The organism is Bradyrhizobium erythrophlei, assembly GCF_900142985.1.
In the GTDB taxonomy this organism is placed as follows: Bacteria; Pseudomonadota; Alphaproteobacteria; order Rhizobiales; family Xanthobacteraceae; genus Bradyrhizobium; species Bradyrhizobium erythrophlei_B.
Genome location: NZ_LT670849.1, coordinates 3,104,295 through 3,124,659 on the forward strand (window position 1 = coordinate 3,104,295; position 20,365 = coordinate 3,124,659).

Annotated in this window: 20 protein-coding genes and 1 pseudogene; 11 read left to right on the forward strand and 10 right to left on the reverse strand. The window is 63.2% G+C overall.

Annotation, left to right across the window (positions count from 1 at the left end; translation table 11 throughout):
* Nucleotides 1–13 precede the first annotated feature (13 nt).
* Nucleotides 14–1,012, reverse strand: a complete 999-nt coding sequence (locus BUA38_RS14470) for a Bug family tripartite tricarboxylate transporter substrate binding protein (protein ID WP_072818644.1) — start codon at nt 1,010–1,012, stop codon at nt 14–16.
* Between the two features lie 182 nt (nt 1,013–1,194).
* On the opposite strand from BUA38_RS14470, the gene BUA38_RS14475 reads away from it, so the two are divergent.
* The 3 genes from BUA38_RS14475 (at nt 1,195) to modA (ending at nt 3,812) form a co-directional block, all read left to right on the forward strand.
* The gene (locus BUA38_RS14475) at nt 1,195–1,515 is read left to right on the forward strand and encodes a hypothetical protein (protein ID WP_072826120.1); all 321 of its coding nucleotides are present in this window, start codon (nt 1,195–1,197) and stop codon (nt 1,513–1,515) included.
* 192 nt (nt 1,516–1,707) lie between these two features.
* Nucleotides 1,708–2,967: an MFS transporter gene (locus tag BUA38_RS14480; protein WP_072818646.1), complete on the forward strand. Its 1,260-nt coding sequence runs from the start codon at nt 1,708–1,710 to the stop codon at nt 2,965–2,967.
* Between the two features lie 53 nt (nt 2,968–3,020).
* Complete coding sequence (modA, locus tag BUA38_RS14485; protein ID WP_072818648.1) at nt 3,021–3,812, forward strand: molybdate ABC transporter substrate-binding protein; 792 nt, start codon at nt 3,021–3,023, stop codon at nt 3,810–3,812.
* Between the two features lie 23 nt (nt 3,813–3,835).
* On the opposite strand, the gene BUA38_RS14490 is transcribed toward modA, so the two are convergent.
* Nucleotides 3,836–4,747 carry a LysR substrate-binding domain-containing protein gene (locus BUA38_RS14490; protein WP_072818649.1) on the reverse strand — a complete coding sequence of 304 codons (912 nt, stop codon included), beginning with the start codon at nt 4,745–4,747 and terminating at the stop codon, nt 3,836–3,838.
* Between the two features lie 130 nt (nt 4,748–4,877).
* Here BUA38_RS14490 and BUA38_RS38770 point away from each other — a divergent pair.
* The 3 genes and pseudogenes from BUA38_RS38770 to BUA38_RS14500 all read left to right on the forward strand — a co-directional run.
* Nucleotides 4,878–4,943 (forward strand): annotated as a pseudogene (locus BUA38_RS38770) (twin-arginine translocation signal domain-containing protein); the annotation flags it as partial.
* Nucleotides 4,944–4,988: 45 nt separating this feature from the next.
* On the forward strand, nt 4,989–5,612 hold the full coding sequence (locus BUA38_RS14495) for an isochorismatase family protein (protein ID WP_072818651.1): 624 nt from the start codon (nt 4,989–4,991) through the stop codon (nt 5,610–5,612).
* Between the two features lie 91 nt (nt 5,613–5,703).
* Nucleotides 5,704–6,207, forward strand: a complete 504-nt coding sequence (locus tag BUA38_RS14500; protein ID WP_083587580.1) for a RidA family protein — start codon at nt 5,704–5,706, stop codon at nt 6,205–6,207.
* 62 nt (nt 6,208–6,269) lie between these two features.
* Here the strand turns inward: BUA38_RS14500 and BUA38_RS14505 are convergent, their stop codons facing one another.
* Nucleotides 6,270–6,491 carry a hypothetical protein gene (locus tag BUA38_RS14505; RefSeq protein WP_072818652.1) on the reverse strand — a complete coding sequence of 74 codons (222 nt, stop codon included), beginning with the start codon at nt 6,489–6,491 and terminating at the stop codon, nt 6,270–6,272.
* 139 nt (nt 6,492–6,630) lie between these two features.
* Between BUA38_RS14505 and BUA38_RS14510 the strand changes: the two genes are divergently transcribed.
* Complete coding sequence (locus BUA38_RS14510) at nt 6,631–7,554, forward strand: LysR family transcriptional regulator (protein WP_072818654.1); 924 nt, start codon at nt 6,631–6,633, stop codon at nt 7,552–7,554.
* A 159-nt stretch (nt 7,555–7,713) separates the two neighbouring features.
* On the opposite strand, the gene BUA38_RS14515 is transcribed toward BUA38_RS14510, so the two are convergent.
* From BUA38_RS14515 to BUA38_RS14530, 4 genes are all read right to left on the reverse strand, one after another.
* The gene (locus BUA38_RS14515) at nt 7,714–7,962 is read right to left on the reverse strand and encodes a hypothetical protein (protein ID WP_072818656.1); all 249 of its coding nucleotides are present in this window, start codon (nt 7,960–7,962) and stop codon (nt 7,714–7,716) included.
* Nucleotides 7,963–8,219: 257 nt separating this feature from the next.
* Entirely contained in the window at nt 8,220–9,506 is a 1,287-nt protein-coding gene (ispG, locus tag BUA38_RS14520; protein ID WP_072818658.1) for a flavodoxin-dependent (E)-4-hydroxy-3-methylbut-2-enyl-diphosphate synthase, read from the reverse strand.
* A gap of 13 nt (nt 9,507–9,519) precedes the next feature.
* Entirely contained in the window at nt 9,520–10,476 is a 957-nt protein-coding gene (locus tag BUA38_RS14525; protein WP_072818660.1) for a DMT family transporter, read from the reverse strand.
* Nucleotides 10,477–10,504: 28 nt separating this feature from the next.
* The gene (locus BUA38_RS14530) at nt 10,505–10,990 is read right to left on the reverse strand and encodes a Fur family transcriptional regulator (protein WP_072818661.1); all 486 of its coding nucleotides are present in this window, start codon (nt 10,988–10,990) and stop codon (nt 10,505–10,507) included.
* A gap of 367 nt (nt 10,991–11,357) precedes the next feature.
* Here BUA38_RS14530 and BUA38_RS14535 point away from each other — a divergent pair, with 367 nt between their 5' ends.
* The 3 genes from BUA38_RS14535 to BUA38_RS14545 are packed head-to-tail and all read left to right on the forward strand — an operon-like array spanning nt 11,358 to nt 14,562.
* Nucleotides 11,358–11,834, forward strand: a complete 477-nt coding sequence (locus BUA38_RS14535) for a MarR family winged helix-turn-helix transcriptional regulator (protein ID WP_072826122.1) — start codon at nt 11,358–11,360, stop codon at nt 11,832–11,834.
* A complete protein-coding gene (locus tag BUA38_RS14540) occupies nt 11,827–12,996 on the forward strand; it encodes an HlyD family secretion protein (protein ID WP_072818663.1) in 1,170 nt (389 codons plus the stop codon). The genes BUA38_RS14535 and BUA38_RS14540 overlap by 8 nt, the downstream gene beginning before the upstream one ends.
* 3 nt (nt 12,997–12,999) lie before the next feature.
* A complete protein-coding gene (locus BUA38_RS14545) occupies nt 13,000–14,562 on the forward strand; it encodes an MDR family MFS transporter (RefSeq protein ID WP_072818665.1) in 1,563 nt (520 codons plus the stop codon).
* Between the two features lie 12 nt (nt 14,563–14,574).
* Here BUA38_RS14545 and pcaG read toward each other — a convergent pair whose 3' ends face one another.
* The 3 genes from pcaG to pcaF form a co-directional block, all read right to left on the reverse strand.
* Nucleotides 14,575–15,177 (reverse strand): protocatechuate 3,4-dioxygenase subunit alpha, encoded by a 603-nt coding sequence (gene pcaG, locus BUA38_RS14550; protein WP_072818667.1) that lies wholly within the window; start codon nt 15,175–15,177, stop codon nt 14,575–14,577.
* On the reverse strand, nt 15,177–15,878 hold the full coding sequence (gene pcaH / locus BUA38_RS14555; protein ID WP_072818669.1) for a protocatechuate 3,4-dioxygenase subunit beta: 702 nt from the start codon (nt 15,876–15,878) through the stop codon (nt 15,177–15,179). The genes pcaG and pcaH overlap by 1 nt, the downstream gene beginning before the upstream one ends.
* Nucleotides 15,879–15,993: 115 nt before the next feature.
* Nucleotides 15,994–17,202, reverse strand: coding sequence for a 3-oxoadipyl-CoA thiolase (gene pcaF, locus BUA38_RS14560; protein WP_072818671.1), 1,209 nt, complete (start codon nt 17,200–17,202; stop codon nt 15,994–15,996).
* Between the two features lie 373 nt (nt 17,203–17,575).
* On the opposite strand from pcaF, the gene mutS reads away from it, so the two are divergent.
* Nucleotides 17,576–20,305: a DNA mismatch repair protein MutS gene (gene mutS, locus BUA38_RS14565; RefSeq protein ID WP_072818673.1), complete on the forward strand. Its 2,730-nt coding sequence runs from the start codon at nt 17,576–17,578 to the stop codon at nt 20,303–20,305.
* Nucleotides 20,306–20,365 lie beyond the last annotated feature (60 nt).

Genomic DNA, 20,365 nt, shown 5'->3' on the forward strand with positions numbered 1-20,365 from the left:
CGGTCAAATTGAGCTAGTTGCTGAGCTTGATGCCGGCATCCTTGATGACCTTCGCCCATTCGGGAATCTCTTTCCGGATAACGGCTGCGAACTCGGCCGGCGTATTGCCGACCGGCTCGATGCCGAGTTCGTCGAACTTCCTGCGCACCTCGGGCAGCGCCAGCGTCTTGACGGTCTCGGCGTGGAGTTTGTCGATAATGCCCTGCGGCGTGCCGGCCGGCGCGACCAGGCCGAACCAGGGCACGGCCTCGAAGCCCGGATATCCCGACTCCGCCATGGTCGGCAGCTCCGGCGCCAGTGGAGAGCGTTTGATCGAGGTGATCGCCAGCGCGCGCAATTTTCCCTGTCGTGCCAGCGGCACCACGTTCACGATATTGGCAAACGACATGGTGATGCGGCCCGCGAGCAGGTCCGGCATCAGCGCGGTCGTGCCGCGATAGGGCACTGATGCAATCTCGACATGCGCCATGTGTTTGAACAATTCGGCCGCCAGATGTTGTGAGGTGCCGACGCCGGCATGGCCGTAGGAAAGCTTGCCGGGGCTGGCCTTGGCGAGTGCGACAAGGTCCGCCACCGACTTGACCGGCAGTTCCGAGGGAACGGCGAGCACGTTTGCTGCGACGAACACTTGCGAGATCGGCGCGAAATCTTTCACCGGATCGAACGGCAGCGTTTCATACAGGCTCGGATTGATGACGAGCGACGAGTTGCCGCCCATCAGCAAGGTGTAACCGTCGGGCGTCGCCTTGGCGGCCTGCGCGGTCACAATGTTGCTGCCGGCGCCTGGGACGTTCTCCACCACGAACGGCGAACCCCAGACTTTCGCGAAGCGGTCGGCGAGAATGCGCGCCGCAAGGTCGGGCGCGGTGCCCGGCGTGAAGCCGACCAGGATTTTCACCGGCCGGTTCGGATAGCTGGATTGCGCCGAAGCGGTCTGCGCCGCGAGCGGCACAGCCAGGGTAGCGACCAAGGCAGCAAACAAGGCAGCGAACAGGTTCGCAGCGACCCTCATCGTTTGCTTTCCGGCACGGCCGTTGGTTCGTCACATGGCTCGTTGTTCAGTCTGGCACCGGCCGCCAGCGCCTGCAAGGCAGCGCCGAATCCGGCGGGTGCGGCCGCCGTCTGACTAAATTTCGCTTAATGTCCGAACGGTGGACGAATCCCGGCGTTATGTTGTTTTCGAGGGAGCCCGACATGAAAAACCTCTTCGTTCTCGGCGTTGTCGTTTGCGCGGCGTTTGCCGGACCGGCCGCGTTCGCCCGCGGCGGCGGCTCGCACGGCGGCGGCATGGGTCTGCATCCGTCCTCTTCCGCCGCGACCGGCATTCCCGTCACCGGCGGCGCCTTCGGCGAACGGCCGGGATCGCCGGGGACCAACTCGCTGGGCACCGCGCTCTCGACGAGCGGCTTCAGCAACAGCCAGAAGAAGGGCCCGCTGCTCGGCACCAGCCCGGCGGTCGATCGCGAAGATGCAAAAGTCGAGAAGATGATCAGCTCGATCTGCCGGGGTTGCTGATCCACCCCGCGCGAGATCCGCGGGCGATCAGCCATGTCGTTTGTGACCTGTTCGTTTGTGAGCTGTGCGCTGCAACGCATGCACAGCTTCCATGACCGCATTTCGTTTGCATAGCGTCAGGTTTTCAATCTAGAAGCGGAGTCCTGTTCGGGCGAGCTTCGTCCCGGCGCAAAAGCAACGAAAACAAAGAGCGTGGCTCCAACCTATCCCCCCAGCACCCGCACGCTTCTATTTGCCCTGCTGGCGCTCGCCTGCGGGCATACGTTGTCGACCCTGCTGCGGACCGTGCCGGCCATCAGCCTCGATCTGATGGCGCACGATTTTGCGACGTCGCCGCAAAAGCTCGCGAGCCTGATTGCCGTCTATCATCTCTCGTTCGCGGCGTTTCAAATTCCGGTCGGCACGGCGATGGACCGCTTCGGCGTGCGCCCGGTCTCGCTCTGCCTGTTTCTGGGAACGATCCTCGGCGCGCTGGCGAGCGGCCTTGCCACCGGCACGACCAGCTTCGTGTTCGCGCAATTTCTGATCGGCGTCTCGACCTCGGGCATGCTGATGTGTCCGATGACGCTGGCGGCCAAGCAACTGCCGCCGGAGCGGTTTGGCCTGTGGTCGGGCGCCATTCTTTCTATCGGCAATACCGGCATGCTGCTGTCGGCGTCTCCGCTCGCCTACATCGTCGAGCAATATGGCTGGCGCTCGAGCTTCCTGCTCTCGGCGGCGATCGGCGTCGTCATCGCGATCGCGGTGTTCGCGCTGGTGCCGAAGCAGCCCGCCGAACACAAGGACCAGTCGTCTCCGCTATCGCAGATGGCCGAAGTATTTCGCCTGGCACTTTCGCGGCCGATGCGCGGCATCATTGCGCTGGCGCTGGTTTCGCTCGCCTCGACGCTGGTGATCAGGGGCGTGTGGGGCGGCCCGTGGCTGATGGACGTCAAGGGCCTGAGCCGGATCCAGGCCGGCAATCAGCTCGGCCTGTTCACGTTGTCGATGATCATCGCGCCGGTGTGCACCGGCATTATCGATCGCAGGTTCGGTCACCCCCGGCTGATCCTGGCAACCGGGCATCTGTTGGGCGCGCTGTGCCTCGCGCTGGTTGCGCTCGGTGGACCGGATGGATTGCTCTCGCGGCTGTTTCACGTCGAGGTCATGCCGCCGCAATTCGATTCCGTGCTGTTTGTCGTGATGGGCTTTGTGGTCTCTACCCACACCTTGCTGTTCGCCATGACCACGCAACTGATGGGTCCCGCGATGGCAGGGCGCGGGCTCGCCGCAACCAATCTGTCGCTGTTTCTGGGCACCGCGCTGTTGCAGTCGATTACCGGCGTGGTGGCGACGCTCTACGGTCTGCCTGATGTGATGATGTTCGTGGCGGCGGCGCTCGCCACCGGCGCACTGACATTCATCGTCTACACGAAGCCCCCGTCGGCGGGAGGTCCGCAGACAAAACCCTAAAGCGCCAAATGCACGTAGCATGACCCGATTAGCCTGGAACGGCGGGAGGATTCATGAGCTGTCCAAAGGTCGCCCTGGCGGGCCTTGCCGTGATCGTCGTCTTGTGCAGCGGCGTCACCGCGGGTGCCGCCGAAATCAGGGTTCTGGCATCCGGTTCATTGAAGGGCGCGCTGTCGCAACTCGCTCCGGATTTTCAAAAATCCTCCGGTAACATGGCAACGATTGAATATGGTCCAGCGGGTGCCACTACGGGGCGGATTCAAAAGAACGATGCCGCAGATGTGGTCATCGTATCCAGATCGCAGATCGAGAAGCTGCAAAGCAGTGGCAAGGTGCTCCCGGAAAACCTCGTCAACATCGCGGGAATTGCGCTTGGCGTTGCGATACGCAAAGGAGCGCCCAAACCTGACGTCAGCAGTGTCGAGGCGTTCAAGCGGTCGCTGCTCTCCGCGCGATCGATCGGGTACCGGGATCCCGCAACGGGCTCAACGTCCGGCACCTATGCAGCGAACCTGCTTGAGCGGCTTGGCCTCGCGGAGGATTTGAAGCCGAAACTCAGACTCGACCGAACTGAAGGCGATGTTCCCGAGAATGTCTTCCTCGCGGTGGCGAGAGGCGAAATTGAAATGCAGATCGGGCAAATAACCGAGATCGTTATTGCGCCCGGTGTCGAGTTGGCGGGGCCGCTCCCCGGCGAGATTCAGAACACAACTGTAATGGCCGCCGGGGTCGTCGCGACCAGCAAAGAGCCGGAGGCGGCTCGCGCATTCATCCGCTTCATATCGTCTCCCGCTGCAAGAAGCGTCTTGAAGGCAACCGGATTTCAGATGGTGAACGAGAATTGAGTCCGATCGCCCTGCGCGCCAAGCTACAGTGCCACCGCCTTCGGCAATTGAACCGCCAGGTGCTCGACGAAGGCGCGCACCGACGGCAGGAGGCCTTGGCGGTAGGGCAAGAGCGCGGTCAATGTCGAGTCGCCGGCAAGCCAAGTCGGCAACACCCTGCGCAGCGCTCCGGATCGAAGCTCTTCGCGGCAGACATAACCGGGTAGCGCGACAATACCGAGCCCGGCGATCGCAGCCTGCTTCAAGCCGACCATATCATTGGTCATGAGACGCGGGGTCAGCGGCACCACGATCTCGCGCTTTCGCTCGCTCGAATGACGAAGCCGCCAGGTCGGGGAAATCCCGGTGCGCATCATGAAAAGCGATGAGTGCTTGCGCAGATCCTCGGGCGTCCGGGGCGAGCCGTTGGCGTCAAGGTAGGCGGCGCCTGCGAACAATAGCCACGGCGCCGGCGCCAGCGTCCGCTGGATCAGCGTCGAACTCGGAAGCGGGTCAGAATGCGCTCTGACCGCGACATCGTAGTTTTCGCCGACGATGTCGACTTTCTCGTCGGTCGCGTGCGCCACGACGTTGACCTTCGGATGCCGGACCAGAAAATCCGCGACCGCCCCGCGCAAGGCGAACTGCATGGTGGCGGTACCCGATGTGAAGCGCACGGTGCCGACGGGTTCGCTCAAACGATGTCGTATCGAGGCCTCGGCCTGTTCGGCTTGCTGCAACATCTCCGTCGCATGGCGATAGAATTCGCCGCCCGCATCGGTCATGGCGAACCGGCGCGATGTGCGGTTGAGCAGTCGGACGCCGAGGCCCGTCTCGAGCTGGCGGATACGATGGCTGAGGGTCGATTTCGGAAGCCGAAGCGTGCGGCTGGCGGCGGTAAAGCCGCCGCGATCAACCACCTGCACGAAATAGAAGAAGTCGTTGAGGTCGAGCATGGCGCCAGTCGTCCAATGGATTGGATGATAAGTTCCGATATTGCTGTCTTCTTGTCCGATGGTCCAGCGGTTAGTTGTGGTGCCAGCGAGCGCCGACGGCGTCGCGCAGAAAGACCGACGGAGACCCCTGATGCAACGGCGTCAATTTCTTCAGACATCCACGCTCGGGGCCGCTGCCGTGCTTCTCGGCGCAGCCCCGATCAGCGGCGCATCTCAACCCATCTCATCCCGGGAGAAAATCATGGCAGACGACGCTCACCCGTATGAACCGCTCACGTCCGAAAACGCAGCCCTCGTCCTCATCGACCATCAGGTCGGTCTGATGACCGGGGTGCGCGACTATTCGACCGGAGAACTCAAGCACAACGTGGTTGCGCTGGCCAAAGCCGCCAAGGCGTTGAAGCTGCCGATCGTTGCGACCACGACCGCGCGCGACAGCCTCTGGGGTCCGACCTTCCCGGAGCTCGTGGCGGCGCTGTCCGGCGTCCAGATCATCGACCGCTCGTCCGTCAACGCGTTCGATGACGCCAAGGTCGCGCGGGCGATCGAAGCGACCGGCCGCAAGAAGCTGATCTTCGCCGGCATCTCGCTTGAAGTCTGCGCCGCATTTCCCGCCGTCACCGCGATCGGCAAGGGATATGGCGCTTACGTCGCCGTCGATGCGTCCGGCACGTTCAGCGAAACCAAGCGCCAGGCCGGCCTGTTGCGCATGATGCAAGCCGGCGTGATCGTTTCCGACTACGCGACCTTGATGGTTGAGATCCTGAAGGACAACGCCCGTCCGGAGGCTGGCGCCGTCTATGAGGCGTTGGATATGCCCTGGGCAAAGCTGGTCGGGCAGATCGCGCACGCTTACGGCAAATGAGCCTTGCAGGTAGGCCGCGGTCTTGTCAGTTGACGCGCTCCCAAGCGTCGCGCAGGTTTGCTTGGTTATTGTTTCCGTCAGGAGTCTTCCGATGAATCGTATTGTCACCGCGCTACTCGTCACGACGCTGGCAACGGCGGCGCAGGCCGCCGAGTACATGCAGAAGACGCCGTTTCAGCTATCGCGCGCGTTTTCGCCGGGGGTCGTTACCTCGGGCGGAATGACGGTCTGGGTGGCCGGCCAGACCGCGACGGAAGACGGCGAGGGGCGCAACATCGCCAACAACTTCGAAGCCCAGGTCAAACAGGTGATGGCTCAAATCGACGGCGTGCTGAAGCGCGCCGGCGGCAGCCTGGACAACGTCGTGGCCATGACGGTGTTCATCAAGGAACCCCGCTACGGCGACAAGTTCGTGGAGATGCGCAAGGACTTCTTCAAGAACGGAAACTATCCCGGCAGCGCGCTCATCACCGTGACCAATTTCGCGCGGCCCGGCATCGAGATCGAAATCCAGGCGGTTGGCGTGATCGGCGACACCTGCTCGACCGACAATCCCTGCTCGGCCGAGGGCAAGGCCAAGGCGACGCCGAAATAACCTGGTCGCAGACCAAGTGAACTCGCGTGCCGGCCAACTCGGGCCGCGCGGCCATCGGCCGGCTATGCACCGGGCGTCTTTGGAAAGGCCTCAACTTTGCTACTCGACGAAACCACAGGCGCGTTTTCCAACATCACATGACCGGCAGGCTTGGCGCCAAGCTGGACGAGGCTGAGCAACGCCGAGACCACGACGACTGCGCAGGTGTCGCCTCGTGCAAAGGCGACGCTGGCCGCGATCAGAATTGTCTTCAGGGTGGCTAGAAGTGCGAGAAGCTTGGTCATCTGACATCTCCCTGAGCGATTTCGGTGGCAGGTGTTCGAAATGCCTTTCCATGCTGCCTTTATTTGAAATGGAGCTATTGCCTCGGCGCGATAAGCGCGCTTCTCTTTGAATGACTTTTGACTTTTTTCGGGGAAATCGATGGACCTCGTGGGGACGCTCGAAGTCCTGGTCCGGGTAGTGGAGACAGGTTCGTTCTCTGCCGTTGCCCGCGAACGCGGCCTGACCCAGGCCGCTGTGGCCCGGCAGATTTCGCAGCTCGAGCAGCATTTCGGCGTACGCCTGTTTCACCGCACGACACGAAAACTCAGCCTGACCGACGATGGACAGATGCTGCTGGGTCTGGCCCGGCCGGTTCTTGAGGGCGTTGAGGGAATTGAAGCCGCGCTCGGGCGGCAGAGCGCCTCGCCGATCGGGCTGGTGCGCGTCGGGATCAACGTGACGGCTGGCCGTTTTCTCGCGGAACGTCTGCCGTCCCTGCTCGCCGAACACCCGGGGCTGAAGGTCGAACTCGTGCTGGCCGATCGGTTCGGCGACATGATCGAAGACCGGCTCGACATGGCCTTGCGCGTGGGTGAAATCACAGATGCGTCACTGGTGACACGCCCGGCCGGGACTGTCGCGCTGCTTGCCGTGGCAGCGCCAAGCTATATCGAGCGGTTTGGAAGACCTTCAACGCCCGCCGGTCTCGCCGTTCATACGTGCATCATCCACGATGTCGGGCCGGGCTCGGACGTGTGGACCTTTGTCACGCCGCAAGGACCACAGGGCTTTCAGGTGTCTGGCGGGCTTCTTGCCAATGACGCTCGCGCGGTGCACGGGGCTGCCCGCGCCGGATACGGCATTGCGCGTCTGTCTCCGCTTGAGGCGTTCGACGATCTGCGCAGTGGAGAACTGGTTCGCGTGTTGAGCAATTTTCAAAGCCCGGGCATTCCGATCAACCTGGTCTACTCGTCCCGACGACACCTGGCGCCGCGCACGCGACTCGTGCTGGATTTCACACTGGACCAGGTTCGACATGTGCAGGCGATGGTTGCCGCCTCCGACGCGACGCGGGACTCATAGGCGCCGTTGCCCTTGTTTGCCTGCTTCGGCGCCGGGGCGGCATTCGCGCCGGAATCCTGAAACTGTTATCGCGAGAAAAGTCCCGGGCATTGCCCGGGACTTTCTCCAGCGAGGCCAGCAGAACAGATCTTCAAAAATGTCCTGCGTCTCGTCGCCTGATCAGCTTCCGGAGGGACGAAGCGACGGATCAAAACCGCCCACGCGGGACGGATCCCGTCCGCTGAAGCCGAAGTTCTCCAGGTTCACCGCGCCTTCCGAGGAGGAGGGCGTGATCACCTGGTTATAGGAGCCGCGGAAGTTCGACAGGCCATAGGCACGGCCGTGTTTCGTCGCATGGGCAAACGCTGGTGTAGCGAGCGCAGCAGACAGAAGCATCACGGTGCTGAATGTTTTCACGTTGGTCAGCATGGCTCTTTCCTTTCTATTGAGCGATTTCAGGGGCAGGTGCGGAATTCCCGCCTGCCGCTCTCAAAGTGGGCCTACTGCCGCAACGTGATAAGCGCGCTTCTCCTTGAATGACTTTTGAGTTTTTTAGGGGAAATCGATGACGTTCGTCGTTACGCACGAAGCCGTGAGCGGAGTGACGGCGGTGCTCTCCCGCCGTGTCCGAGACGTGTCGCTCCGGTTGTGCGTCGTGATTTTAGGCTTGTCCCGGTGACGAAGACTTACTCTGCGGCCGTGGTCTCCGGCAGCTTGGCGCCTTTGCCGTAGCGCTGATCGATATAGTCGATCACCAGCGCCTTGAAGTCGGCGGCGATACCGGGGCCGCGCAGGGTGCGGAATTTCTTGCCGTCGACGAACACGGGCGCGGCCGGCGCTTCCCCGGTGCCGGGCAGCGAAATGCCGATATTGGCGTGCTTGGATTCGCCGGGGCCGTTGACGATGCAGCCCATCACCGCGACGTTGAGTTCTTCAACGCCGGGATATTGCGTCTTCCAGGCCGGCATCTCGTCGCGGATGAAGTCCTGGATCGAGCGCGCCAGTTCCTGGAACGTGGTCGAGGTGGTGCGGCCGCAACCGGGGCAGGCCGCCACCAGCGGCACGAAGGTGCGGAAGCCCATGGTTTGCAGCAGTTCCTGCGCGACCTGAACTTCCAGCGTGCGATCGCCGCCGGGTTCGGGCGTCAGCGAAATGCGGATGGTGTCGCCGATGCCGTCCTGCAGCAGGATGCCGAGCGCGGCCGATGAGGCGACGATGCCCTTTGAGCCCATGCCGGCCTCAGTAAGGCCAAGGTGGATGGCATAGTCCGAGCGGCGCGCCAGTTCCTGATAGACCGCGATCAGATCCTGCACGGCGGAAACCTTCGCTGACAGGATCATCTTGTTCTTGGGCATGCCGAGTTCTTGCGCGCGGGCCGCCGACAGCAGCGCCGACTGCACCATCGCCTCGCGCGTCACCGCGCGGGCGTCGCGCGGATTGGCGGAAGCCGTATTCTCGTCCATCAGCTTGGTGAGCAGCTCCTGATCGAGCGAGCCCCAATTGGCGCCGATACGCACCGGCTTGTTGTTCTTGTTGGCGATCTCGATGATGTCGGCGAACTGGGTGTCGCGCTTGTTCTTGAAGCCGACATTGCCCGGATTGATGCGGTACTTGTCGAGCGCTTCGGCGCAGGCCGGATATTCGGCCAAGAGCTTGTGGCCGATGTAGTGGAAGTCGCCGATCAAGGGCGTGGTGATGCCGAGCTTGCGCAGGCCGTCGCGGATATGCGGAACGGCCGCGGCCGCTTCCTCGCGGTCGACGGTGATGCGCACCATTTCGGAGCCGGCGCGCGACAACGCGGCGACCTGGGCGATGGTGCCGTCGATATCGGCGGTGTCGGTGTTGGTCATCGACTGCACGACGATCGGCGCACCGCCGCCGACGGCAACGTTGCCGACCATGACCTGGGTGGTTTTGTGCCGGGCGCTTGGCCCCGCAATATCGCTCTGGACGGGATTTTCGGGCTTGTTCATGGGCGTTCAAATATCAGGTTTCGGTATCGTTCAGCAACGGATTAGCTGGGGCGGGAACAGCCGAGTTTGGGCGGTTAACCAGAAAAAGCCCAGCAACTACAAGCAGGGCTGCGGCCCCGAACACCGGGGTCAACGTGTCATGCAGGATCAGATAGCTAGCCACCACGCCAAACAAAGGGGTGATGAAGGTAAATGCCGACAATTTGCTGGCTGAATAGGCCTTGACCAGCACCCACCACAGCAAAAACGTCAGCCCGACCACCCAGACCGCCTGGTAGGTGATCAGCGACACCGCCAGCGGACCGGGCACGTGGCTCAGGGTTTCCCCGGAAGCCCAGGCCGACAGCGCCAGGATCGGGATCGAGATGACCACCTGGTACATCAGTGACTTTTCCGGCGGGGCATGACGAAGCCGCGTCGCCTTCACGATCACGGTCGTGGCCGCCCACAACGCGCCGCCGCCGACGATCAGAAGGTCGCCCCACAACATCTTCGCATCGACGTCGGCCTGCGGCGCGCCGATCGCGAGCACCACGCCCACAAAACACAGCGCGAGCCCCGCCCATTGCGATGCGCCCAGTCGTTCGCCGAGCAGCCGGTGCGAGCCGAGGGCGACGAAGAACGGCGCGGTGTAGAGAAACACCGCCGCGCGCGAGGCCGAGGTCAGCCCGAGCCCGCGATAGATCATCGCGAACTCGACGCCGAAGATCACGCCCAGCCACAGACCGGCTTGAAGCGTGCCGTCGCGGGCAAAGAGTTTCACGCCACGAAAGTGGGCGATCAACAGCAGCACCGGAAGTGCGCCGATCGAGCGAAACGTGCCTTGCAGGAGTGGCGGAATGTCCGGCAGCGCCAGCTTGACCGCCACCTGGTTGAAGCCCCAGCTCACGCACAGCATGAGCATCAAGGCGATGGCGCGCGGGGGAAGCGGGCGCTCCACCGAGGAGAGCGGCAATGTTTCCGAGGTCATGGGATTCCTGTGGAGGCTTGTCGCCCTCTTAATTCTGGCAGTGCGCGCAAACGCCGGTGATTTCGACAATCGACATGCGCGGCGTAAATCCGGTTGAGCGTGCCGAGGCGGTGAGGCTTTGCGCAACCGGCGCCGCCGGCACCTCGCCGACCAGCCCGCAGCGCTCGCAGATCAGGAATGCCACCATCGCGGCTTCGTCGTGATCGTGGGCGCAGGCGAGAAAGGCGTTGCGGCTCTCGATGCGATGGACCAGGCCGTTTTCCATCAGGAAGTCGAGCGCGCGATAGACCGTGATCGGCGCCGGCCGCGGTTTGGACTTGGCGAGTTCCTCAATGATTTCATAGGCGCCGAGCGGCCGGTGGCTGGACAATAACGCTTCCAGCACCTGGCGGCGGATCGGTGTGAATTTCTGGGCGCGCTTCGCACACACCCGCTCGGCATGCTGCAACGCATCCGCCGTGCAGCGACCGTGATCGTGATCGGGCGCGGGAAATGTCGGTTTGGCGAGGCTCATTGGCCGAACCTAGCATTTTGTAGGGAGAACCAAAATCCCACTAGTGTCCCGATTCCGAAGTTCGTCGCATCTTGCGGAGCCACGTTTCGAACTTCGGAATCGAAAGGACACTAGCTAACTCGTTGATCTAGTGTGGCCCTGGTTCAGAAGTCCGCATGACCGACTCGCGGCGATGATAACGCGGACTTCTGATCCGCCACACTAGGTAGAAAATGGCTTAGCGCGCCGCCGAAAGAGTTCCCAAGCCATGTTCCTTGGACAGGGCAGGGCCGCAATGGCCGCCAATTAAAAATGAGCCTGGCCATTTAAAATTTCGTAAGCAAGCTTATTATATCCAAAGCTTATGAAAGGGCTGGGGAACGAAACGATGGCACGCAGTTCCGTTGACATGAACTTTTTGTTCACGCTCGGCGAGCTGGCGCGGCTGGTGCGCGCCCATGCCGACCGGCAGTCGGCGCGCTACGGCATCACCCGTGCGCAATGGGCGGTGCTGGCCAAGGTCGAACGTTTCGAAGGCATGAAACAGTCCGAACTCGCCGAACAGATGGAGATGCAGCCGATCACGCTGACGCGCCTCGTCGACCGCCTCTGCGATAACGGCTGGATCGAGCGCCGCGGCGACGAGACCGATCGCCGCGTCAACCGGCTCTATCTGCGCAAGGCCGCGCGGCCGCTGCTCGCCAAGCTGAGCGGCCTGCGCTCCGAGATCACCGAAACTGCGCTCGAGGGCATCAGCCCGGCGGACGCGAACCGGCTGCTCACCCAATTGGAGGCGATCAAGGAAAACCTCCGCAACGCCATTCAGGATCAAGAAGATGCAAGGAAGGAACAGCGCTATGGCTGATCCCGTATTGAAATTTCCGCCCGAGCAGAAAGGCGCGCCGGGTCAGCCGCCGCGCGAAAAACTCGCAGGCACGCCGCGCCGCCGATTGCTCGCCGCGCTGCGCCGCTATCGACGGTTCCTCTTGCTGGTGGTGCTGCCGATCGTCGCCGTGATCGGGGGCGTCGTGTTCTATCTCAATGGCGGCCGTTATGTCGGCACCGACGACACTTACGTGGGCGCGCAAAAGGTTCTGATCACGCCCGATATTTCCGGCCGCATCGACAAGGTCGTGGTCAAGGAAGGCCAGCTCGTTCACAAGGGTGATGTGCTGTTCGAGATCGATCCGATTCCGTTCCGCCTCACCGTGGATCGCGCCAAGGCCGCGGTCGAACAGGCCAGGACGAGCTACAGCAACCTCGTCGCCAACATCAAGATTTACGACGAGATGGCCAACTTGATGCAGCAGGCCATCGACCTCAAGCAGCGCGATGTCGAGCGCAAGTCGGCGTTGGTGAAGAACAGCTACGGTTCGCAGCTCGACCTCGATAACTCGACGAACTCCGCCATCACCGTGCGCGCCGAGTTGGCCTTCGTGCAGCAGCAGCGGTCGAGCTCGCTGACGCAACTGCTTGGCAATCCGAACCTCAAGCTCGACGACTTTCCGCCCTATTACCAGGCGCAGGCCGCGCTCGCGCAGGCGCAACGCGACCTCGATCACACCGAGATGCGCGCGCCGATGGACGGCATCGCAACGCTGGTCGATCAGATCCAGCTCGGACGCTTTGTCGTCGCCGGCTCGCCGGTGTTCACGATCATCGATGTCGCCAAGCCCTGGGTCGATTCCAATCTGAAAGAGTCGGATCTGACCCATGTCGCAGTCGGCCAGACGGTCGAAATCGATGTCGACGCGTTCCCGGACCATACCTTCAAGGGCACGATCGGTTCACTCTCGCCCGGCACCGGCGCGCAATTCGCGATCCTGCCGCCGCAAAACGCCACCGGCAATTTCGTCAAGGTGGTGCAGCGCGTGCCGGTGCGGATCTATTTCGATGCCAACGATCCGATGATCAAGAAGCTGAAAGCCGGCATGAGCGCCTATGCCACCATCGATACCGGCCACAAGCGCACGCTGGCCGGGCTCTTCGGCATTCGCTCGGCGGCAGCGAAGCAGGATCAGGATTAGACCATGTCGCCGACGGCGATCCCGACGCCCAGCGCCGTTCCTGGTTTCCGGCGGAACATGGTGACGATCTGCGCCATGACCGCCACCATCATGCAGGCGCTCGACACCACGATCGCCAATGTCGCGTTGCCCTACATGCAGGGCACGCTGTCGGCGTCGCAGGACCAGATCAACTGGGTGCTGACCTCCTACATCGTGGCGGCGGCGATCATGACCGCGCCGGTGGGATGGATCGCCAACCGTTTCGGACGCAAGCGCACCTTCATCATCTGCTCGGCCGGCTTCACCTTCGCCTCCGTGCTGTGCGGGCTCGCGCAGGACATCAACCAGATGGTGCTATTCCGCCTGCTGCAAGGCGTGTTCGGCGCCGCGCTGGTGCCGCTGTCGCAGGCGGTGATGCTCGACTCCTATGCGCTGCACGAGCGCGCCAAGGCGATGTCGATCTGGGGCATGGGCGTGATGATGGGCCCGATCATGGGGCCTTCACTTGGAGCGTGGCTGACCGAGACTTACTCCTGGCACTGGGTGTTCTTCGTCAACCTGCCGTTCGGCATCGTCACCGTGATCGGCTTGTTGGTGTTCATGGACGAGACCAGGCAGGACACGGATTTGCGTTTCGACTGGTTCGGCTTCGCAGCGCTCGCGATCGGGATCGGCGCGCTGCAAGTGGCGCTCGATCGCGGCGAACAGCTCGGCTGGCTGGAATCCAACGAGATCATCGCCGAATTCGTCGTCGCGATCGTCGGATTCTACTACTTCTTCGCGCACTCCTTTACGACGGATCGCCCGTTCATCCAGTTTGCGCTTTTCAAGGATCGCAACTTTCTCACCGGCTGCATCTTCATGACGGTGATGGGGCTCGTGCTGTACTCGACCATGGCGCTGGCCTCGCCCTACCTGCAAAACGTCATCGGCTATCCGATCATCACCGCCGGCGTGCTGCTCGCAAGCCGCGGCGTCGGCACCTTCGTCGCCATGATGATGGTCGGCCGCCTGATGCGTTATATCGAGGCGCGCACCTTGATCATTACAGGCTTGGGCCTCACGGCGCTATCGCTGTACCAGATGACCGCCTGGACCGATCAAACCGGCGTATCCGAAATCGTGACGATCAGCATCATCCAGGGCTTTGGCTTCGGGCTTGTGTTCGTGCCGCTGTCGACGGTCGCGTTCATGACGCTGCCGAATTACCTGCGCACCGACGGCACCTCGATGCTGACCTTGATGCGCAACGTCGCAAGTTCGGTCGGCATCTCGATCGTGATCGCGCAGCTCACCGAAGGCGGTCGGCGGGTCTATGCGATCCTCTCGGAACACGTCACCCCGTTCAACCAGGCGCTCCAGATGCCCGACGTGCACAGCATGATCAACCTCGGCACCGACAAGGGCCGTGCCATGGCCGATGTCATGGTGGGGCTGCAAGCGCAGATCATCGCTTTCTCGCAGGACTATCAGCTCGTGATGTTCTTCATCCTGGGCTCGATCCCGCTCGCGCTGATGATCGGTTCGACCAAGGCTGCTTTGAAAAAACAAGCCACCGGGCCCGAACACGCCGTGATGGAATAGCGTCGACTCGCGTCAAACGTCGAAGAACACCGTCTCGTTATCGCCCTGCAAGCGGATGTCGAAGGTGTAGACAGGGTTGCCGTCTGCCTTGCGCTTTGCAATTAGCGTCGCACGGCGATCCGCCGGCACCAAAGCGAGCACGGGATCGGCGGCGTTGGCCGCTTCGCCATCGAGATAGATGCGCGTGTAATTGTGCAAGAGCATGCCGCGGGCAAAAATCGCGACCAAAATATGCGGCGCCTGCGGCTTGCCACCGGGGCCGGGCACGGGACCCGGCTTGATCGTATCGAAGGCATATTCGCCGTTGGCGCCGGTGCCGCAGCGGCCGAAACCGCGGAATTTCGTGTTCGGCAGCGCGCGACTGTCCTTCGGGTCGACGAAACGTCCCTGGGCGTCGGCCTGCCAGATTTCCAGCATGCAGTCCGGCACCGGTTTGCCGTCGCCGTCGAACACCTGCCCCTCGATCCGGATGCGCTCGCCGGTCGCATCCGACGTCACGAGATTGTTCGTGAACGCGTCGTTCCACTCATAGCGGCCGGTCGGCGTCAGCCCGTAGGCAAAGAAGGGGCCCACGGTCTGTGAGGGGGTGATTCCCTCTCGCTTGGTCTCAGCCACTATTTGGTCTCCATCGGCGTGGCGTTCTGGCCGCGCAATACAATGTTGAAGCGGTAGCACAGCGCCCATTCGGGCTGGGTGTTCTCCAGGTCGAAGGAGGAGACCATCCGCGCCCGCGCCTTTTCGTCCGTGACCGAGTTGAAGATCGGGTCGAACGGGAACAGCGGATCGCCCGGAAAATACATCTGCGTGACCAGCCGCGTCACGAAGGAATAGCCGAACACCGAGAAATGAATGTGCGCCGGCCGCCACGCATTGTGATGGTTGCCCCAGGGATAAGCGCCGGGCTTCACTGTGATGAACTTGTAATAGCCTTCGCTGTCGCTCTGCGCGCGGCCCGCACCGGTGAAATTCGGATCGAGCGGCGCCGGATGCTGATCGCGTACGTGGATGTAACGTCCGCAGGCATTGGCCTGCCACAGCTCGACCAGCGCGTTCGGCACGCCGCGGCCGTCTTCGTCGAGCACATGGCCGTGCACGATGATGCGTTCGCCGATCGGCTCGCTTTTGTGCTGGGTGGTGAGGTCGGCGTCTCCGGGGCGCACGGTCTCATGGCCGTAAACCGGCCCGGTCAATTCCGACAGCGTATGCGGCATGATGACCAGCGGCTTCGACGGCGAACGCTTCACCGTGCTCTTGTAGTCCGGCGACAGCCGCGCCGGATGCGCCGCATTGCTGCTGATGGGATAGGTGAGGGTCATGTTGGTCTCCGCTGCTCACCCTCATGGTGAGGAGGCGCTTGCGCCGTCTCGAACCCTGAGGCCCTCATCCTTCGAGACGCGGCTTTGCCGCTCCTCAGGATGAGGGTGTAAGTCGTCAGTTCAACTTCTCGATCGCCATCGCGACGCCCTGGCCGACGCCGACGCACATGGTGGCGAGCGCGCGTTTTCCCCCGCCCTTTTCCATGCCGTGCACGGCCGTCACGACCAGGCGCGCGCCGCTCATGCCAAGCGGATGGCCGAGCGCGATCGCTCCGCCATGCGGGTTGACGAAATCAGCATCGTCCTTGACGCCGAGCTGGCGCAGACAAGCGATGCCCTGGCTGGCAAAGGCCTCATTGAGCTCGATCAGATCGAAGTCAGTAATCTTCAATCCAAGCCGTTCCATCAGCTTCCTCGTTGCCGGCACCGGGCCGATGCCCATGATGCGCGGCGGTACGCCGGCCGAGGCCAGCCCGAGAATGCGCGCCCGCGGCGTCAGGCCGTGCTTTTTCACAGCGGCTTCGGAAGCGAGGATCATGGCGGCGGCGCCGTCATTGACGCCCGATGCGTTGCCGGCGGTCACGGTGCCGGGATTGCGCACGATTGGCTTCAGCTTGGCGAGGCCCTCCAGCGTGGTTTCCGGGCGCGGATGCTCATCCTTGTCGACCGTGATGGGGCCGGCCTTGCCGCCGGGCACGGTCACCGGCGTGATTTCCTCGGCGAAGTAACCGGCCGCGATGGCTTTGCCGGCGCGCTGCTGCGAGCGGATGGCAAACGCATCCTGGTCGGCGCGGGAAACCTGGAATTCCTCGGCGACGTTCTCGCCGGTTTCCGGCATCGCATCGACGCCATATTGCGCCTTCATCAAGGGATTGATGAAGCGCCAGCCGATGGTGGTATCGAAAATATCGGCCGAGCGCGAAAACGCTTCCGCCGCCTTGCCCATCACGAACGGCGCCCGCGTCATCGATTCCACGCCGCCGGCAATCGCAAGATCGACCTCGCCGGCCCGGATCGCGCGCGCACCGGCGCCGACCGCATCCAGTCCCGAGGCGCAGAGGCGGTTGAGGGTCTGTCCGGGAACCTTGTCCGGGATGCCCGCGAGCAACAGCGCCATCCGCGCCACGTTGCGGTTGTCTTCGCCGGCCTGGTTGGCGCAGCCGAAATAGACCTCGTCGACTTGCGACCAGTCGAGATTGGGGTGTTTGGCCATCAGCGCCTTGATCGGCGTGGCCGCCAGATCGTCGGCGCGGACCTTGGCGAGTGAACCGCCGAAGCGGCCGATCGGGGTCCGGATCGCATCACATACAAATACCTCACCCATCGGTCTCTCCTTAGTGCCCACTTTCCGAAGTTCGTGCTCTGTCCCAGCACCCACCTTTCACGAACTTCGGAAAGTCATGGGCACTAAGCAAACTTATCGATTCCAGTGCCGCTTTTCTATTTGAAGTTCCTGGGCGGACTCGCCGCTTGTGGTGCAGGAACTTCAAATAGGCGGCACTGGTGTTCCCTGCGTTAGCGCGAGTTGTAGGAGCGGGCATATCCAAGGTCAATTGACTGGTTTCATGCGATCTTTGCTTTCCCGCGAAGGCGGCCATGCTGGCCAGTCAGGATGTCCGCTCCGGGGCGTGGAAAACGCGCAAAGACGTGGCAAAGCGGTAGGATCAGCCACCTAAATTTTGTAGTTTGCGCCGCTCATGACCATCCAGCCGACATTTCCCGCACCCACCGACGCGCAAGCCCCCGCCGAGCCTGTGGCGCGCGTCACGCCGATGATGGAACAGTACCTTGAGATCAAGGCGGCCAATCCGGGCCTTCTGCTGTTCTACCGGATGGGCGATTTCTACGAGCTGTTCTTCGACGACGCCGAAATCGCCTCGCGCGCGCTCGGCATCATGCTGACCAAGCGCGGCAAGCACCAGGGCGCCGACATCCCGATGTGCGGCGTTCCGGTCGAGCGTTCCGACGACTACCTGCACCGGCTGATCGCGCAAGGCTTCCGGGTCGCGGTCTGCGAGCAGATGGAAGACCCGGCGGCGGCGCGCGCCCGCGGCAACAAAAGCGTGGTCCGGCGTGATGTCGTCCGGCTGGTGACGCCGGGGACGCTGACCGAAGACACGCTGCTCGATGCGCGCACCAACAATTATCTGCTCGCGATCGCGCGGATGCGCGGCTCGAGTGGCGCGGATCGGCTGGGGCTCGCCTGGATCGATATTTCGACCTCGGAATTCATTGTCACGGAATGCGCGGTCAGCGAACTCGCCGCGACCCTGGCGCGCATCAATCCGAACGAGATCATCGTCACCGATGCGCTCTATGGCGATACCGATGTCGGGCCGACCTTGCGCGAATGGCCAGCGGTGACGCCACTGACACGTGACGTGTTCGACAGTTCGACGGCGGGACGCCGGCTCTGCGACTATTTCGCCGTCGCCACCATGGACGGGCTATCGGCGATGTCGCGGCTCGAGGCGACCGCCGCGGCCGCCGCCGTCACCTATATCGACCGCACCCAGGTCGGAAAACGCCCGCCTTTGTCGCCGCCGGCGCGCGAGGCCACCGGCACCACCATGGCGATCGATCCCGCAACCCGCGCCAATCTCGAACTGACGCGCACCTTGGGCGGTGAGCGCCGCGGCTCGCTGCTGGACGCGATCGATTGCACGGTGACTTCCGCCGGCTCGCGGCTGCTGGCGCAGCGCCTGGCCGCGCCGTTGACGGATGCGGGCGCGATTGCGCGACGGCTCGACGCGATCGCGGCCTTTGTTGCAGATAGTGGCCTGCGCGACGATCTCCGCAGCACGTTGAACGCCGCGCCCGATTTGTCGCGCGCGCTGGCGCGGCTGTCGGTCGGGCGCGGCGGTCCGCGCGACCTTGCCAGCTTGCGCGATGCCATCCTCGCCGCCGACCAGGTGCTGGCGCATCTGGCACGGATGGACGAGCCAACGCAGGAAATCGCAGCCAGCATGGCGGCGCTGCGCCGCCCGTCGCGGGAACTCGCGCGCGAATTCGAACGCGCTTTGGCCGAGCAATTGCCGCTGCTCAAGCGCGATGGCGGATTTGTGCGCGAAGGCTATGAGCCGGCGCTCGATGAATCCCGCAACCTGCGTGACGCCTCGCGTCTGGTCGTGGCCTCGATGCAGGCGCGCTATGCCGACGACGCTGGCGTCAAGGGCCTGAAGATCCGCCACAACAACGTGCTCGGCTATTTCGTCGAGGTCACCGCCCAACACGGCGACAAGCTGATGTCTCCGCCGCTGAATGCCACCTTCATCCATCGCCAGACGCTGGCCGGACAGGTGCGCTTCACCACCTCCGAACTCGGCGAGATCGAAGCCAAGATCGCGAACGCCGGCGATCGCGCGCTTGGGCTGGAACTGGAAATCTTCGAGAAGCTATGCGCGATTGCAGTTGCCGCAAGCGAAGATCTGCGCGCGGCGGCGCTTGCTTTCGCCGTGCTCGATGTCGCAACCGCGCTCGCCAAGCGCGCCGTCGACGACAATTATGTCCGGCCCGATGTCGATGGCTCGCTGTCCTTTGCGATCGAGGGCGGCCGTCATCCGGTGGTTGAGCAGGCGCTGAAGCGCGACGGGCAACCGTTCATCGCCAATGCCTGCGATCTGTCACCGGCGCCCCAGCAGCCATCCGGCCAGATCTGGCTGCTCACCGGCCCCAACATGGCCGGCAAGTCGACCTTCCTGCGCCAGAATGCGCTGATCGCGCTGCTCGCACAGGCGGGCTCCTTCGTGCCGGCGTCGCGGGCGCGGATCGGCATTGTCGATCGCCTGTTCTCGCGCGTCGGCGCGGCCGATGATCTGGCGCGCGGCCGCTCCACCTTCATGGTGGAGATGGTGGAGACCGCCGTCATCCTCAACCAGGCCAGCGAGCGCTCGCTGGTGATCCTCGATGAAATCGGCCGCGGCACCGCGACCTTCGACGGTTTGTCGATCGCCTGGGCCGCGATCGAACACCTGCACGAGGCCAATCGCTGCCGCGCTTTGTTCGCCACGCACTACCACGAACTCACCGCGCTGTCGGCAAAACTGCCGCGGCTGTTCAACGCGACCGTCCGTGTCAAGGAATGGCAGGGCAATGTCGTGTTCCTGCACGAAGTCTTGCCGGGCTCGGCGGATCGTTCCTACGGCATTCAGGTGGCGAAGCTTGCAGGACTGCCGCCGTCGGTGATTGCGCGCGCGAAATCCGTGCTGGCAAAACTCGAGGCGCAGGACCGCGGCCAGACCGCGCGGGCGCTTGCCGACGATCTTCCATTGTTCGCGGTGCCCTCGCGTGCCGCGGCTGAACCCGCGCCGCCGAGCGAAAGCGAGAAGCTGATGGAAGCGGTGAGGGCGCTGCATCCCGACGAGATGTCGCCGCGCGAGGCGCTGGAAGCGCTCTATGCCTTGAAGGCGAAATTGCGGAACACTTAGCCGTCATTGCGAGCGCAAGCGAAGCAATCCAGCATGTGACTGAAACTGGATGCTTCGTCG

Bases quoted from the DNA above. Each gene is read 5' to 3' on its own strand.
- BUA38_RS14510 (WP_072818654.1), top strand. From the start codon at position 6,631: ATGGACCTCGTGGGGACGCTCGAAGTCCTGGTCCGGGTAGTGGAGACA.
- BUA38_RS14475 (WP_072826120.1), top strand. From the start codon at position 1,195: ATGAAAAACCTCTTCGTTCTCGGCGTTGTCGTTTGCGCGGCGTTTGCC.
- pcaH (WP_072818669.1), bottom strand. From the start codon at position 15,878: ATGACCCTCACCTATCCCATCAGCAGCAATGCGGCGCATCCGGCGCGG.
- BUA38_RS14490 (WP_072818649.1), bottom strand. From the start codon at position 4,747: ATGCTCGACCTCAACGACTTCTTCTATTTCGTGCAGGTGGTTGATCGC.
- ispG (WP_072818658.1), bottom strand. From the start codon at position 9,506: ATGAACAAGCCCGAAAATCCCGTCCAGAGCGATATTGCGGGGCCAAGC.
- BUA38_RS14500 (WP_083587580.1), top strand. From the start codon at position 5,704: ATGAATCGTATTGTCACCGCGCTACTCGTCACGACGCTGGCAACGGCG.
- BUA38_RS14545 (WP_072818665.1), top strand. From the start codon at position 13,000: ATGTCGCCGACGGCGATCCCGACGCCCAGCGCCGTTCCTGGTTTCCGG.
- BUA38_RS14530 (WP_072818661.1), bottom strand. From the start codon at position 10,990: ATGAGCCTCGCCAAACCGACATTTCCCGCGCCCGATCACGATCACGGT.
- modA (WP_072818648.1), top strand. From the start codon at position 3,021: ATGAGCTGTCCAAAGGTCGCCCTGGCGGGCCTTGCCGTGATCGTCGTC.
- BUA38_RS14525 (WP_072818660.1), bottom strand. From the start codon at position 10,476: ATGACCTCGGAAACATTGCCGCTCTCCTCGGTGGAGCGCCCGCTTCCC.
- BUA38_RS14470 (WP_072818644.1), bottom strand. From the start codon at position 1,012: ATGAGGGTCGCTGCGAACCTGTTCGCTGCCTTGTTTGCTGCCTTGGTC.
- BUA38_RS14505 (WP_072818652.1), bottom strand. From the start codon at position 6,491: ATGACCAAGCTTCTCGCACTTCTAGCCACCCTGAAGACAATTCTGATC.
- BUA38_RS14515 (WP_072818656.1), bottom strand. From the start codon at position 7,962: ATGCTGACCAACGTGAAAACATTCAGCACCGTGATGCTTCTGTCTGCT.
- BUA38_RS14535 (WP_072826122.1), top strand. From the start codon at position 11,358: ATGGCACGCAGTTCCGTTGACATGAACTTTTTGTTCACGCTCGGCGAG.
- BUA38_RS14495 (WP_072818651.1), top strand. From the start codon at position 4,989: ATGGCAGACGACGCTCACCCGTATGAACCGCTCACGTCCGAAAACGCA.
- BUA38_RS14540 (WP_072818663.1), top strand. From the start codon at position 11,827: ATGGCTGATCCCGTATTGAAATTTCCGCCCGAGCAGAAAGGCGCGCCG.
- pcaF (WP_072818671.1), bottom strand. From the start codon at position 17,202: ATGGGTGAGGTATTTGTATGTGATGCGATCCGGACCCCGATCGGCCGC.
- mutS (WP_072818673.1), top strand. From the start codon at position 17,576: ATGACCATCCAGCCGACATTTCCCGCACCCACCGACGCGCAAGCCCCC.